The sequence below is a fragment of the Myxococcus sp. AS-1-15 genome, assembly GCF_020037055.1.
Classification (GTDB): domain Bacteria; phylum Myxococcota; class Myxococcia; order Myxococcales; family Myxococcaceae; genus Myxococcus; species Myxococcus fulvus.
On sequence record NZ_JAIQDF010000011.1, the window covers coordinates 305,573 to 319,207 of the forward strand.

At 69.5% G+C, this 13,635-nt stretch carries 17 protein-coding genes; 13 read left to right on the forward strand and 4 right to left on the reverse strand.

From position 1 onward, the window contains the following. The first annotated feature begins 15 nt into the window (after window positions 1-15). The gene (locus K8625_RS28110; RefSeq protein WP_223784427.1) at window positions 16-1,257 is read left to right on the forward strand and encodes a cellulase family glycosylhydrolase; all 1,242 of its coding nucleotides are present in this window, start codon (window positions 16-18) and stop codon (window positions 1,255-1,257) included. A gap of 69 nt (window positions 1,258-1,326) precedes the next feature. Here K8625_RS28110 and K8625_RS28115 read toward each other — a convergent pair whose 3' ends face one another. The 3 genes from K8625_RS28115 to K8625_RS28125 form a co-directional block, all read right to left on the reverse strand. Beyond that, window positions 1,327-2,112 carry a response regulator transcription factor gene (locus K8625_RS28115; RefSeq protein ID WP_223749933.1) on the reverse strand — a complete coding sequence of 262 codons (786 nt, stop codon included), beginning with the start codon at window positions 2,110-2,112 and terminating at the stop codon, window positions 1,327-1,329. Further along, entirely contained in the window at window positions 2,109-3,392 is a 1,284-nt protein-coding gene (locus K8625_RS28120) for a sensor histidine kinase (RefSeq protein ID WP_046713561.1), read from the reverse strand. The genes K8625_RS28115 and K8625_RS28120 overlap by 4 nt, the downstream gene beginning before the upstream one ends. Window positions 3,393-3,498: 106 nt before the next feature. Continuing rightward, window positions 3,499-3,978 carry a hypothetical protein gene (locus K8625_RS28125; RefSeq protein ID WP_223784428.1) on the reverse strand — a complete coding sequence of 160 codons (480 nt, stop codon included), beginning with the start codon at window positions 3,976-3,978 and terminating at the stop codon, window positions 3,499-3,501. Between the two features lie 117 nt (window positions 3,979-4,095). Here K8625_RS28125 and K8625_RS28130 point away from each other — a divergent pair, with 117 nt between their 5' ends. The 9 genes from K8625_RS28130 (at window position 4,096) to K8625_RS28170 (ending at window position 9,561) form a co-directional block, all read left to right on the forward strand. Next, window positions 4,096-4,863: a HesA/MoeB/ThiF family protein gene (locus K8625_RS28130; RefSeq protein WP_223784429.1), complete on the forward strand. Its 768-nt coding sequence runs from the start codon at window positions 4,096-4,098 to the stop codon at window positions 4,861-4,863. 288 nt (window positions 4,864-5,151) lie between these two features. Next, complete coding sequence (locus K8625_RS28135) at window positions 5,152-5,391, forward strand: sulfurtransferase TusA family protein (RefSeq protein ID WP_223749930.1); 240 nt, start codon at window positions 5,152-5,154, stop codon at window positions 5,389-5,391. A 7-nt stretch (window positions 5,392-5,398) separates the two neighbouring features. Continuing rightward, entirely contained in the window at window positions 5,399-5,671 is a 273-nt protein-coding gene (locus K8625_RS28140; RefSeq protein WP_223749929.1) for a MoaD/ThiS family protein, read from the forward strand. Between the two features lie 6 nt (window positions 5,672-5,677). After that, entirely contained in the window at window positions 5,678-6,310 is a 633-nt protein-coding gene (locus K8625_RS28145; protein ID WP_223784430.1) for a ThiF family adenylyltransferase, read from the forward strand. Between the two features lie 32 nt (window positions 6,311-6,342). Beyond that, on the forward strand, window positions 6,343-6,729 hold the full coding sequence (locus tag K8625_RS28150; protein WP_223784465.1) for a M67 family metallopeptidase: 387 nt from the start codon (window positions 6,343-6,345) through the stop codon (window positions 6,727-6,729). A 193-nt stretch (window positions 6,730-6,922) separates the two neighbouring features. Further along, window positions 6,923-7,714, forward strand: a complete 792-nt coding sequence (cysC, locus tag K8625_RS28155) for an adenylyl-sulfate kinase (RefSeq protein WP_141323926.1) — start codon at window positions 6,923-6,925, stop codon at window positions 7,712-7,714. A 103-nt stretch (window positions 7,715-7,817) separates the two neighbouring features. Beyond that, window positions 7,818-8,711, forward strand: a complete 894-nt coding sequence (gene larE / locus K8625_RS28160; protein ID WP_223784431.1) for an ATP-dependent sacrificial sulfur transferase LarE — start codon at window positions 7,818-7,820, stop codon at window positions 8,709-8,711. A 56-nt stretch (window positions 8,712-8,767) separates the two neighbouring features. Then, window positions 8,768-9,337, forward strand: coding sequence for a hypothetical protein (locus K8625_RS28165; protein ID WP_223784432.1), 570 nt, complete (start codon window positions 8,768-8,770; stop codon window positions 9,335-9,337). A gap of 59 nt (window positions 9,338-9,396) precedes the next feature. Beyond that, entirely contained in the window at window positions 9,397-9,561 is a 165-nt protein-coding gene (locus K8625_RS28170) for a ribbon-helix-helix domain-containing protein (protein WP_074956984.1), read from the forward strand. A gap of 26 nt (window positions 9,562-9,587) precedes the next feature. On the opposite strand, the gene K8625_RS28175 is transcribed toward K8625_RS28170, so the two are convergent. Beyond that, window positions 9,588-10,436, reverse strand: a complete 849-nt coding sequence (locus K8625_RS28175; protein WP_223784433.1) for a tRNA pseudouridine(38-40) synthase TruA — start codon at window positions 10,434-10,436, stop codon at window positions 9,588-9,590. Window positions 10,437-10,480: 44 nt separating this feature from the next. Here K8625_RS28175 and K8625_RS28180 point away from each other — a divergent pair, with 44 nt between their 5' ends. The 3 genes from K8625_RS28180 to clpX all read left to right on the forward strand — a co-directional run bounded on the left by K8625_RS28180 (window position 10,481) and on the right by clpX (window position 13,586). Further along, window positions 10,481-11,401: an AgmX/PglI C-terminal domain-containing protein gene (locus tag K8625_RS28180; protein ID WP_223784434.1), complete on the forward strand. Its 921-nt coding sequence runs from the start codon at window positions 10,481-10,483 to the stop codon at window positions 11,399-11,401. Between the two features lie 27 nt (window positions 11,402-11,428). Then, window positions 11,429-12,085, forward strand: coding sequence for a hypothetical protein (locus tag K8625_RS28185; RefSeq protein WP_223784435.1), 657 nt, complete (start codon window positions 11,429-11,431; stop codon window positions 12,083-12,085). Window positions 12,086-12,308: 223 nt separating this feature from the next. Continuing rightward, window positions 12,309-13,586: an ATP-dependent Clp protease ATP-binding subunit ClpX gene (gene clpX, locus K8625_RS28190; protein WP_141323921.1), complete on the forward strand. Its 1,278-nt coding sequence runs from the start codon at window positions 12,309-12,311 to the stop codon at window positions 13,584-13,586. Window positions 13,587-13,635: the final 49 nt, after the last annotated feature.

The window sequence follows — 13,635 nt, forward strand, 5'->3', positions numbered from 1 at the left end:
GTTACCATGGGCTCCATGTCTTCACGGCGCTGGCTCCTGTGTCTCACGCCCCTCTTCCTGCTGTGCGCGTGTGGCGAGGGAGAGCCCGTGATGCTCGAGGCCGCGGCGGCCGACTGTGGGAGCGCTCCACCGCAGCGGCTGGGGCGGCTGCCCGCGACGAGCATGGTGCTCAACGCCTACTTCCTCCAGGAGGAGGCCGCGCGCGACGTGCGCCGGGGCCTGTCCGACTCACCCATCGTCGAGGAGGTGTTCGCCAAGGCCGCCGCGATGGGCGTCGTGGCGCTCCGGACCAACGGGCACAACGAGGCGCCGGAGAAGGTGGGGGACAGCACCATCCAGGTCGCGCCGCTCCAGTACGACGAGGTCGCCCTGCGAGGGCTGGACCGCGTGCTCGCCCGGGCCCGGGCGCATGGGGTCCGGCTGGTGCTCACGCTGGGCAACTACTGGGATGCCTATGGCGGCACGCGCCAGTACGTGAGCTGGGCGGGGCTGCCGAACCCGGTGCAGGGGGACCCGCGCTTCTTCACCGCGCCCGTCGTCCGGGCGCTCTACAAGGAGCACCTGGCGCGGACGTTGGAGCGGGTGAACACGGAGGACGGCATCCGCTACGGCGACCATCCGGCGGTGCTGGCGTGGGAGCTGCTCAACGAGCCTCGGGGGCGGGGGCTGGATGCGCGCGGCGAGAAGCTGCGCGCGTGGGTCGACGAGATGGCGCGCGAGGTGAAGTCGCGAGCCCCGGGGCACCTGGTGGGCACGGGCGAGGAGGGCTTCGAGCCCTCGTCGGAAGGGTACGACGGCGCCTACTGGTCCCGCCTGGGGACGACGATGCTGCGCACGCCGGGCTCCAGCTTCACGCGCAACACGGCGTCGCCGTACATCGACTTCGCGTCGGTGCACTTCTATCCGGAGTCGTGGGGGCTGGATGGCGCGGGCACGGCGGAGGCGGGGGCCCGGTGGATTCGCGAGCACGCGGCCATCGCGCACGGCCTGGGCAAGCCGCTGCTGGTGGGGGAGCTGGGCCTGCGCAACGCGGGGGATCTGGATTTGTCCCAGCGTCGCGCGCTGTATCGCGGCTGGCTGGAGTGCATGCGCGGCGTGGGCGTGGGCGGCGGCGCGCTGTGGATGTTCGCCAACGACGCCCGACCCGACGCGTGGGATGACCACACCTTCTACTTCCGCGACGGCACCTCGCCCGATGACCCGGTGAACCGCTACGCGGACCTGGTCATCGAGGCCGCGGGTTCGACGAGGCCCTGACGCACGAAGGCCCGGCGCGGCGCGCTTCGCGCCACTCCGGGCCACGGGCCACGGTGGATTCGCGACGGCTCAGACGGAGATGAGGCCCTTGCGGATGCCCTCGGTGACGGCCTCGACGCGGTTGGTCACCTCGAGCTTCCGGTAGATGTGCTCCAGGTGCGTGCGGATGGTGGCCTTGCTGAGGTTGAGGAGCCGGGCGGCCTCGCTGTTGGAGACGCCCTTGGCGATGAGCTGGAGGATCTCGCGCTCGCGGTCCGACAGGGGCTTGAGCAGCGGCTCCTCGGCGGAGGCGCTCTCGGCGGGCGTGGGCGCGGGGGCCTCCGGACGCGGGGCGGCGGGGGCGGCGGCCAGCGGCTCGGAGGGGACGGGCGTGGCGTCCGGCTCCACGCGGAAGTGCCGCAGGAGCCTGCGGGCCAGGTTGGGCTGGATGACGGTGCCCCCCGCGCGGACCTCCTTGATGGCCTCGATGATCTTGTCGACCGGAGAGCCCTTGAGCATGTAGCCGGAGGCGCCCGCCTTCACGGCCTCCAGCACTTTGTCCTCCTCGTCGAAGATGGTGAAGATGAGGATCTCCATCTTCGGGTAGACGGCCTTGATCTCCCGCGTGACGTCGATGCCGCTCATGCGCGGCAGGCCGAGGTCGAGCAGCAGCACGTCCGGCATCAGCCGGGGCACGTCCTCCAGCGCGGCCTCGCCGGACAGCGCGGTGCCGACGATGTCGATCTCCGGGTGGCCCTCGAAGAGGCGCAGCTGGTTCTTGAGGATCTTGGTCTGGTCCTCGACGACGAACACGCGGATGGGCGGCTGCGCGGGAGTGGAGGGAGGCTGCGGGGCGTCCACGGGGGCTCCGGTCATGTCGGGGGGCAGGGAAGGGAGAAGGCCACCTGGGCGCCCGAGCCGGGTGACGAATCGACGATGAGCTGACCACCGAGCTTCATGGCGCGCTCGCGCATGTTGAGCAGGCCGTAGTGGCCCCGCGGCGTGTGCTTCGGGTCGAAGCCCTTGCCGTCATCCTGGACGATGAGGTGCACGCGGTCCTCGCCGTAGTCGAGCTTCACCTGCACGAGCTTCGGCTCGGCGTGCTTCACCGCGTTGGAGAGGCACTCCTGCAGGATGCGGAAGAGGGCCAGCTGCACGTCGGGGGACAGCTTGCGCTGCGCGCCCGTGCGCTCGAAGCGGATGGGCAGGCCCGTGCGCTCCTGGAACGTCTTGGCGTAGTCCTCCAGGCCCTGCGACAGCTCGAAGTCCTCGCGCATCATCCGCAGGTTGCGCCGCAGCTCGTCGATGGACTCCTCCGCGGTGGCCTTCAGCTCGCGGATCTCCTCGCGCAGCCCGTCCTCGCGCGCGAGGTTCAGGATGTACTCGGCCTGGATGATCATCGAGGAGAGCGACGCGCCCAGGCCGTCGTGGATCTCCCGCGCCAGGCGGTTGCGCTCCTCGACGACGGCCAGCTCCTTGAGGTCCCCCTGGAGCGCGACGACCTCGCGGTGGGCGGCGGCCTCGCGCTCGTTCAGATACACGAGCACGTAGACGATGATGAAGTTGAGCGCCAGGTACCAGAGCAGCGTGAGCAGCTCCACCGCCGTCACGTTGCGGTTGAGCAGCAGGTCCAGCCGCGTCGTGATCGGCAGCGCGAGCAGCGGCGGGAGGATGGCGAGCGGCTTGGGGTAGAGGATGGAGAACAGCGTGGTGAAGAGCAGCTGGGTGGCGAGCAGCGGGCTCTGCAGACCGCCGCCCACCTGGGGCTTGGCGATGAGCACCACGAGGATGACCAGGTCCAGGCACAGCGTGGTGTACGTCACCCAGCGGCCGGCCTTGGGGTGGTCGATGACCAGCAGGTTCGCGACGCTGTAGAGCAGCATCGTGAAGTAGCCCAGGAAGGAGAGGGCTCCGGTGAGGCCGAAGTAGCCGCTCCACGTGGGCACCGCCAGGATGAGCAGTCCCAGCGTGAGGAACATCATGCGGGCGTAGAAGAGGGCGCGGGCCCGGGCGACGAACCGGTCCTGCTCCCAGGACGCGGTGGCCTGCTCCGTGGAGACGCTGTCCGTCAGCTTGCGGCGCGAGAGGACCTCGCGCACGCGCGCACGCAGGTCATTGGCCGGGGTCTCCTCGCCCAGGGCGAGATTCGAATCCATTGGGCCGGCAGCTTACGAGAGCCGCCGGGTGTGCGGGAATCCCTGGGGTGGTCCGTTCACCTTCTCGGCGAGCGAGAAGGCGGACGGGTGTCCCCGCGCGCCTCCGTCATCGGGAGGATGGCTGCATGCAGACCTTGCGGGCCTCGGGCCTGCTCCGGAAGATGAACTCCAGCCGGTCCGTGGACTCGCCGGTGCGCTCGTCGAAGAGGGGCGTGCCGCCCGCGTACATCGTGCCCTCCTTGTTGCCGTACGGGTCCAGGTTCTGCTTCTTCAGCCAGCGGTCCACGCAGGCCTCGAGCGCGGCGCGGCGGGACTCGGGAGCCCCCGCGTCCTTGAGGTTCGTCCCCTCGGCCGGGATGGAGGCGTCGGGGGACCCGGCGACGAGCGTGCCGGAGTCCGTCCCGGTCTTCTCGGCGCCCGCGACGGGGGCCTCGAGGGTGGAGCCGCTGTCGACGAGCTTCGTCGCCTCGGCGGGGGCCGTGGCCTCGGTGGAGGGCTGGGTCGCCGCATCCGCGGGGCCGGCGGTCTCGCCGGTGTTCTTGTGGCACCCGAGCATGAGCAACAGGGTGGTGGAAAAGACGAGCACGCCGGTCAGGTTTTTCATATGTGTGGCAGCTGGTAGGGGCGCCTGCGCCCAACGGTCGCCTGATGCGACGCAGGGGTCCGCACGTTATTCGCATCCGCCTTCGCGGAGCAGCATTCGATGCACGGCCCAGAAGAACACCACCATCCCCGCATTCCCCACGCGTCCCGGATAGAGCGCGCGAGGGTGCTCGTCGTGGGAGCAGGCGGGCTCGGCTGCCCTGTCTCCCTGGCGCTCGCCCAGGCCGGTGTCGGCCACCTGACGCTGGCGGACCCGGACCGCGTGGACGTGACGAACCTGCCCCGGCAGCTGTGGCACCGCGCCGAGGACGTGGGCCGCAACAAGGCGGAGTCCGCCGCGGGGGGGCTCTCCCGGGCGTTTCCCGGGCTGAGCACGGAGGTGCTGCCCGAGCGCGTGGACGCGGACAACGCGGAGGGCCTGTTCCGCTCGCACGACGCGGTCATCGACGCGACCGATGGCGTGGCGACGAAGTTCTTCCTCTCGGACGTGGCGGTGCTGACCGGCGTGCCGCTCGTGTACGGCGGCGTGCTGCGGATGCAGGGGCAGGCGATGCGCGTGGAGCCGGGTGGCCCGTGCCTGCGCTGTCTCTACGAGGCTCCGCCTCCGCCGGACTCGGTGCCCACGTGTGCGCAGGCGGGGGTGCTCGGCTCGCTGGCGGGGCTGGTGGGCTCGGTGCAGGCGCTGCTCGTGCTGGAGCTGCTGGCGGGCGCCGCGCGGCGGGTGCCGGGTGAGACGGCGCTGCATGTGCTGGACGGGCGGACGATGCTGGGGCGCGTGACGCGGGTGACTCGCGCGGAGGAGTGCCCGGGCTGTCAGGTCACCGCCGTTCCGAGCTTCCCGGACGAGGCCTCGGCATGCGCGCGATGAGTCGGTGCGGGGCGGGGGCGATGGGGCGCGTGGTTGGATTCGAGGCGAGGGTGAAGGCGTGTCCGAGCCTGGCGTACGCGAAAGGTGCGCGGGAGAGGACACGTTCGCGGCTGGCTGGGAGGTGGTCGGACCAGGACACGCGTCGCGGTGGAGCGACGGTGTTTCGTTCCTGGCCCCGAGTGAACGGCTGCTCGAGGCGACGTTCCCTGCACCCTCGTGCAGCCGGTGACGCGTCGACGCCGCGGGAAGGCGCTGGCGCTCGTGCCCTCACGGAGTCGGGGCACTCGCATGGGTGACACGACGGCGACGCTGGACATCACGCGCGAGGTCTGTCCGATGACCTACGTGCGCACGAAGCTGCGGCTGGAGTCCCTCGAGCCGGGCGCGCTGCTGGAGGTCCTCCTCCGAGGCGCCGAGCCGCTGAAGAACGTCCCCCGCAGCGCGCGGGAAGAGGGGCACGAGGTGGTGTCACTCGAGGCTCGCGACGACGGGACGCATCGGCTGGTGCTGCGCAAGCAGGGAAGGTGAGTGGTTCATGGCGACGATTCGGATTCCCTCGACGATGCGCACGCTGACGCGCAACCAGGCGGACGTGGTGGTCCCGGGCACCACCGTGCGCGAGGTGCTCGCGAACCTGGATGCGAGCTACCCCGGTATCGGCGCGAAGCTGCTCGACGAGCGCGGCGCCGTGCGGCGCTACGTCAACGTCTTCCTCAACGAGGACGACATCCGCGCGCTTCGCGAGCTGGACACGCCCGTGAAGGACGCGGACCGGCTCACGCTCATCCCCGCGATGGCGGGAGGGTGAGGGCGCATGGCTCTGCGTGAAGATCAGATCCAGCGCTACTCGCGGCAGATCCTCCTGCGCGATGTCGGCGGTCGAGGTCAGGAAGCGCTCCTGACGGGCCCCGCGCGCGTGGATGCCACGGGCGCCTCGGGGATGACGGCGACGGCGTACCTGGCGGGAGGAGGAACCCCGGTCGCGGGCGTGGGCTCGCTGACCCTGGGCCCGTGGGCTCCCGGCTTCCTGGTGTCGGCCGGGGACGTGGGACAGCCCGTCCCGGAGGCCCTGGCCCGCGAGGTCCCCGCGCTGAACCCGGACGCCGCGAACCCCGAGCGTCGGGGAGGCCTCCTGGCCGAGCTGCCCACGGCCTGGAGCGGCGAGGCCCCCTGGGTGGCCCTCTGCGGCGACGGCGCGAGGGCCGGCGTCGTGTTCCGAGGAAGCGAAGGCTGTGTGTGGTGCTTCGGCGAGACGGTGCGGCACCTGGGCTCGCCGCCGGATGGCGCGCTGGGCGTGGCGCTCGGAGCCCTGGGCGCGATGATCTTCCAGAACCTCCGCCTGGGCCTGGCCCCCCCGCTGGGAGGGCGTTGGCTGGTGCCTCCGGGGGGCCTGGAGGAGATGGCGCTGCGTCGCTGCTCGCGCTGCGCCGCTCGCGCCGAGCCGTGAACCCCTGGGTGGATCCGCGCTGGCCGGAGCCGGTGCGCACGCAGGTGCTCCGTCACCTGGAGGCGTCCTATCCCCTGGAGGGCTGTGGCGTGATCCTGGCGTCGTCCAGCGCCGCCCGCGTCCTGCCCCTGCGAAACGTGTCTCCCAGGCCCTCCGTGGCGTACGCCTTCGAGCCCCACGAGTGGTTGAAGGTGTGCCTCGAAGCGGGGTCGAGTGGCGAGCGGATCACCGCCGTCTTCCACTCACATGTCGACAGCCCTCCCACCTTTTCCCCGGAAGATCGGGCCTGGGCGGCCCCGACAGGGCATCCGCTGCTGCCGGGAGTTTCCTACCTCATCGCATCCGTACACCGAGGCTGTGTCACCTGCGTGTGTGAGTACGAGTGGAGCGGGGGAGAATTTCGAACGCGACAGGTTTGAATCCCGCATTGCAAGAACGAAAAAGCCGAGGAGGTGCAGGCACTTGGCTGCCCGTTACCCCTACCTGCGGAAAGGTGCGCGTGAATTGTCAAGTGCGTGGGTTTTCGTCTATAACCACGCGCATCTTCTGGATCTGCGGCGTCCCAACGCGGCGTGCAAGAAGCGCTCCGGACGCAGGGAGTTGAAAATCCTTATGGCCTCCAACACTGGATTCACCCTTTGGCTGACCGGCATGTCCGGTACGGGGAAGACCACCACTGCCGCGTACATCGCGGCGCGGCTCCGTCAGGTGGGCCGTCACGTGGAGATTCTCGACGAGGGTGAGCTCGCCGATGAGCTGTGGGCGGGGCTGGGCGACTCGAAGGACGAGCGCAATGTCATCGCGGGCCGGCTCGGCTTCGTGGCGAACGTGCTGACGCGCAACGGCGTCGCGGCGCTGGTGCCCTGCGTGAGTCCGTACAAGGCGAAGCGCGAGGAGAACCGCCGCGCCATCGGCCGCTACGTGGAGGTCTACGTCGACTGCCCCACCGAGAAGCTGATCGAGCGTGACAGCACGGGCCGCTACAAGAAGGCGCTCAACGGGGAGATCCCCAACTTCATCGGGATCACGGAGCCGTACGAGCCGCCCACGTCGCCGGAGGTCACCATCCACTCGGACGTCGAGTCGGTGGAGGACGGCGCCGCGAAGATCTTCCAGTCGCTGCTGGACCTCGGCTACATGTCCACCGAGGAGCTGAAGATCATCACGGGCAAGAAGATGAAGGCCAACCCGCTGCCGGCCAAGGGCGAGAGGGCCGAGAAGCCGGAGAAGAACGGCGGCGCGAAGGCGCGTCGCGCGGAGGAGCCGAAGCCGGCCGCCGCGACGAAGGCCAAGCCCGCGAAGGCCGACAAGGGCGCCAAGTCCCGTCCCGCCACGCGCGCGGCCCGGGTGGCCAAGCCCTCCAGCCCCGCGAAGAAGCCGGCGGCGAAGAGCAAGGCTCGCTGAGCAAGGGGGCCGACACCCGGCCCCGTCAGTGTCCATGACAAGGGCTCCTGGTTGCCGCGCGATGCGCGTGCAATCCGGGGCCCTTCCGTTTTAGGAGTCCAGCATGCTGAGCCCCGAGCGAATCCAAGCCCTGTGTGAGTCGTCGCGCCCCAAGCTGGAGGCCATGCGGGCCGCGCTGCGCACCCACGGCAGCGCGCTGGTGGCGTTCTCGGGCGGCGTCGACTCCACGTTCGTGCTGAAGATCGCCGTGGAGGAGCTGGGCGAGAGGGCGCTGGCGCTGACGGCGCTGTCGGCGTCCGTGGCCCCCGAGGAGGCGGAGGAGGCGAGGGCGCTGGCGACGAAGCTGGGCGCCCGGCACGTGGTGGTGAGCAGCAACGAGCTGGCGAACCCCTCGTACGCGGCCAACCCCACCAACCGGTGCTACTTCTGCAAGACGGAGCTGTACGACCTCTGCGAGGCGCGGCGCCAGGAGCTGGGGCTGGCGGTGGTGCTGGATGGCTTCAATGCGGACGACTTCAAGGATCACCGTCCGGGGCACAAGGCGGCGCGGGAGCACGCCGTCGAGTCTCCGCTCGCCGCGGCGGGCCTGACGAAGGAGGAGATCCGCGCGTGGAGCCAGGCGCTGGGGCTGCCCACGTGGGACAAGCCGCAGATGGCGTGCCTGGCGTCGCGAATCCCGTATGGGACATCGGTGACGCGCGAGCGGCTGTTGCAGATCGCCTCGGCCGAGTCGGAGCTGCGCAAGCTGGGCTTCCGGCAGTTCCGCGTGCGCTACCACGGCGAGGTGGCGCGGCTGGAGGTGGCGGCCGAGGAGTACGAGCGCTTCCTCGCGGCCGACGTGCGCCAGAGGATCAACACCGCGTTCCTGGCGCTGGGGTTCAAGTTCGTGGCGTTGGATCTGGAGCCGTTCCGCTCGGGCCGGATGAACGAGGCCGCTGGCGTGACTAGGCCCGCGACGCCGGGAGCCCCGAGCTTCGCGCTGCCCGTGGTGAGCTGATCCCTGACTCGCTTCTCCGCCTGGCACCCACGGCTGCTGGAGCTCCGGAGCAGATCATGACGGTCGAGCAGTCTTCGCGGCGCGAGCGGTCCTCCTGGCTGCCGGGCGCCGCGGGCGTGGTGCTCCTGGGACTCACCCCTGGCCTCGCCCACGCCGCCGAGTACGTGGACTCGCCGTACCGGGACCGGCGCTCCTTCTCGCTGATCCTCGGTCCGGGGTTGTCCTACACGGAGCTGATCGGCGAGTCGGACGCGGACGTGGTGAAGGGGCTGGATGCCCAGCTGGATCTGGGGGCCAGCCTCTCGGTGGGGCACGGGGGGGACGAGGTCTTCGTGTTGATCCGAGGGAGCCTCCGGGGGCCGGATCTCTCCGTGGTGGGGGGCTTCCGGAGCGTTTTCGGAATGGAGGCGTGGCAGTCCTTCGTGGATCTCGGCGCTGTCGTGCGGCCGTTTTCTGGGCCGTGGGTGGGGCCTCGCGTAGCTTTCGGTTTGCGACACACCTTCTCGGAGCGGATCGCGGTGTACGGGGGACTCGGGCTCACGCTCGGGTTCGGATCCGGACTGCGCGCCGACGCCGAGGGCTTCACCGGGGTGCAGTGGATCTTCCCGGTCAGCGGATCCGAGTGAAAATCTTGCGATCAGAAAGGGCTGTGAGATGGTGTGTGCATCTGTAGGAGGTTGCGCACTTGGAACTGAATCCCCGCCTCACCTCGGTGGTCTTCCGGCTGAACCGCGAGAAGCTCGACGCCCTGAAGGAGCTGTCGCGCTCCACGCGCATCCGCCAGAGCGAGTACCTCCGGGAAGCCATCTCGGATCTGCTGGCGAAGTACGAGGAGCGGCTCGTCGATTGACGGCGGCTCGTGGATCCAGCCCCGTGTCACTCCGAGAAGGGTGACTCCGGCGGCAACCCCGGAGGTTGGAGACGCTCTGGGGCCGTGAAGGGATCCACCTTCGGAGGGTAGTGGACCTCCCAGAGCATCAGGCCGTGCGCGGGCGCCTTGAAGCCCTCCATGGCCGCCCCCGTCTCCAGGGCCGCGTGCCATGCCTCCTCCGGCAACAGCCCCGCCGCCACCTTGAGCGCGCCCCCCACCAGATAGCGCACCTGGTAGCGAGCAAAGCCGTCCCCGACCAGCCGCACCTCGTACAGCCCTCCGCCCCGCTCGTGCAGGGTGGCGGACTCCAGCGTGCGCGGCTTCTGGGGACTGGACTTCTCATGGAAGGCGATGAAGTCCCGCGTCCCCTGGGCCCTGGCGAGCAGCGCCGCCACCCGCTCGGGCGTCACGGCGCCACCTCGTCCCAACAACCCTGGCTCGCCTGGAACGTCGAGCGAGTAGGGTGCCCAGTCCTCCGTCTGGGGCCCCCCCAGCCGCAGCCGGTACCGGTACACCTTGCCGCTGGCGCTCCACTGGGCATGGAATCCCTGGGGCCGGCGGACCAGGCACAGCCCGAGCCCCGGCGGCAGGTGCTCCGGGAGCCTTTTGGCCAGCGACTCGGGCGAATCCCCGGCCTCCAGCCGGACGCTCACCACCTGCATGCGGGCATGGACGCCCCGGTCCGTCCGCCCCGAGGGCATCACCGAGGCCGGGACGCCCACCGCCCGCAGCGCCGTCTCGAGCGCCTCCTGGACGGTGGGGCCCTCCGTCTGACGCTGGAAGCCGCGGAAGTTTCCGCCGCGGTACCAGATCCACAGTGCGACGGGAATCCGCTTGGAGGTCGAAGTGAGCACGGCGTTGCGAGGTCGCGGGGTTACACGGGATAATCGCGCGCGAAATGGCGGCTGGACAAGAACTCGCGGCGGACGTGGATGGGCAGTGGCTCTTCCGACATGGTGACCTGGTCCTCGGACCTGTCAGCGGCTCGGTCATCGTGGAGAAGCTCAAGACAGGAGAGCTGACCCCCGAGTCCCCGCTGGCCCTGGCCGGCGAGCGGGACTTCCATCCGATGCGCGAGGTGGAGCCCTTCAAGGTCCACGTGGCGCTCTCGGAGGCGCGCGCCCGCGTGGACGCGGCCGTCCTGGTGGAGCGGGAGAAGAACCACAAGCGCGTGCTGGTGCTCGGCGGCGTGGCCGCGGGCCTGGCGCTGGTGCTCGGCACCGTCGGCATCTACGTGGCGCGCAACGCCGCGGTGCACGGCTGGTTCGGCGAGGACGAGTTCGAGGGCATCGAGATGGAGGCCCCCGTCATCCGCGTGGCCCAGGCCCGACAGGACGACGAGGAGCTCTTCGACTACCCGACGCAGGGCGCCGTGAAGCCCGGTACTCCCGCGGGGACCAAGCCCACGGGCGCTTCCACCAGCAAGCCCACCGCCGTGGCCTCCGCGTCCCGGACCGATGACCGCCGGCCGCCGCCGCGCCCCGCGGGCAGCGTGGGCACGGACCCGGACGGCATGGAGGTGGCGCAGCAGTTCGACCAGTCCGCCATCAACCGCGTCGTGGCCGGCAACAAGTCCACGCTCTTCAAGTGCTTCAAGGAAGAGGCCGAGCGCAGTCCGGGGCTCGCGGCGAAGATTCCGCTCGAGTTCGTCATCGGCAACGACGGCAAGGTCAACAAGCTCTGGGTGGACAACCCCCAGTTCAAGAAGGGCCCGCTCTACGAGTGCCTGTTGACGGAGCTGCAGAAGTGGCCGTTCCGGGCCTACGAGGGGGAGCGGGCGACCGTCGGCCTGTCCTTCAACATCGGCAAGCGGGGCTAGGGCCACTTTCTTGCCCACCTCCCGGGCATGCCCCATACCGGGGCCATGTCCGCCGCATCCGTTGCCGAGACCGAAATCGCGAAGAAGGCGCTGAGCGTGCCGCCGGGGACCTTCCGTCACACCGTGCTGGTCGCCGCCAAACGCTTCAAGTCCACCTGGGCCGAGCTGGGCAAGCTGCTCGTCACCGTCCGGGACGAGGCGAAGTTCGAGGAGTGGGGCTACCCCACCTTCGAGGCCTACTGCCTCAAGGAACTGCACATCAAGAAGCAGACGGCCCTCAAGCTCACCCGCTCCTTCAGCTTCCTGGCCAAGCACGAGCCCGAGGAGGAGCTGCGGGCCCAGGAGTTCCCGGAGAAGGCGCCCGCCTTCGAGGTCATCGAAGTGCTGGCCGACGCCGAGGAGCGTGGCCAGTTGTCTCCCACTGAATACAAATCCCTACGTGACAGCATCTGGAGCCCGGAGAAGAACCCGACGGAGCTCAAGAAGGAGTTCACGGAGCGCTTCCCCCGGCCGCCGCCCGAGCCTCCCCCCGAGAGCCTCCAGGTGCGCAAGCTGGCGTCCATGGCCCGGAAGCTCGCCAGCGAGCTGGCGGGGTGCCGCAAGATTCCGAACGCTGTCGCCGAGCGGGCAGCCGCCCTGGCGGACGACGTGGAGGAGCTCGCCTCGGGCGTGACGGACGCCTGAGCCGCTGTTACTGAACGCTCACCCGTTGCGGCCGCTGTACGGTCCGTAACGGGCCCGCACCGTTGGGCTTCCTGCCCAGGTGACAGGGCCCTATAGTGGTTCAGGGCCCCGGTGTAGGTGGGCCTGACGGCTGTTCGAGACGTGGGCAGGCCGTGTGGGTAGGGGAGCGGTGGACGGCGAAGTGGCTCCGGCAAGTCTGGGGTCGGCGAACTCGGAGGCGGCAGTGAAGAAGGAGCACCACGTCAACCTGTCCTGCTCGTTCTGCGGAAAATCGCAGCGCGAGGTCCGCAAGCTCATCGCGGGACCGACGGTCTACATCTGCGATGAGTGCATCAAGCTGTGTAACGACATCATCGCGGACGAGAACGAGCGAGAGGAGGGCAAGCCCCAGGTCAGCTTGCCGACGCCTTCGGAGATCAAGGCGTTCCTCGACGACTACGTCATCGGTCAGGACCAGGCGAAGAAGGTCCTGTCGGTCGCGGTCTACAACCACTACAAGCGCATCTACCAGAAGAAGCCCACGTCCCGACCGCGCCCCGGCGTGAAGAGTCCGTCGGGCGAGGAGGTGGAGCTGAGCAAGAGCAACATCCTGCTCATCGGCCCCACGGGCTCGGGCAAGACGCTGCTCGCCCAGTCGCTGGCGCGCTTCCTCAACGTGCCGTTCACCATCGCGGATGCCACCAGCCTCACCGAGGCCGGCTACGTGGGTGAGGACGTCGAGAACATCATCCAGAACCTGCTCCACAACGCCGACTACGACGTGGAGAAGGCGGCGCGCGGCATCGTCTACATCGACGAGATCGACAAGATCGCCCGCAAGGGTGACATGCCCAGCGCCACCCGCGACGTCGGCGGCGAGGGCGTGCAGCAGGCGCTCTTGAAGATCATCGAGGGCACGCGCGCCAACGTCACCCCGCGGGGTGGCAAGAAGTACAACCAGCAGGAGTACGTCCAGGTCGACACGACGAACATCCTGTTCATCTGCGGCGGCGCGTTCCACGGCATCGACGGCGTCATCAAGCGCCGCGTGGGCGAGAAGGGCCTGGGCTTCGGCGCGAAGATCACCCACCGCGAGGAGCGCAGCGTGGGCGAGCTGCTCGCGCTGACGGAGCCCGAGGACCTGATGAAGTTCGGGATGATTCCCGAGTTCATCGGTCGTCTGCCGATGATCGCCACGCTGAACGACCTCAAGGAAGAGGACCTGGTCACCATCCTCGCCCAGCCGAAGAACGCGCTGGTGAAGCAGTACCAGAAGCTCTTCGAGATGGAGAAGGTGAAGCTCACCTTCACGAAGGAGGCGCTGCGCGCCATCGCCCGCGAGGCGATGCGCCGTCACTCCGGAGCGCGCGGCCTGCGCGCCATCCTCGAGGACGCCATGCTGGAGATCATGTACGACGTGCCGTTCCGCGAGGGCGTCAAGGAGTGCAAGATCACCGAGACGGTCATCACCCGCCACGAGCCGCCTCAGCTCGTGATGGAGAAGGAGAAGAAGACGGCCTAGCGGCCCTTCTGCTCCGTGCCGTTCCCCTCGGCCCCTCCTTCCCTCACGG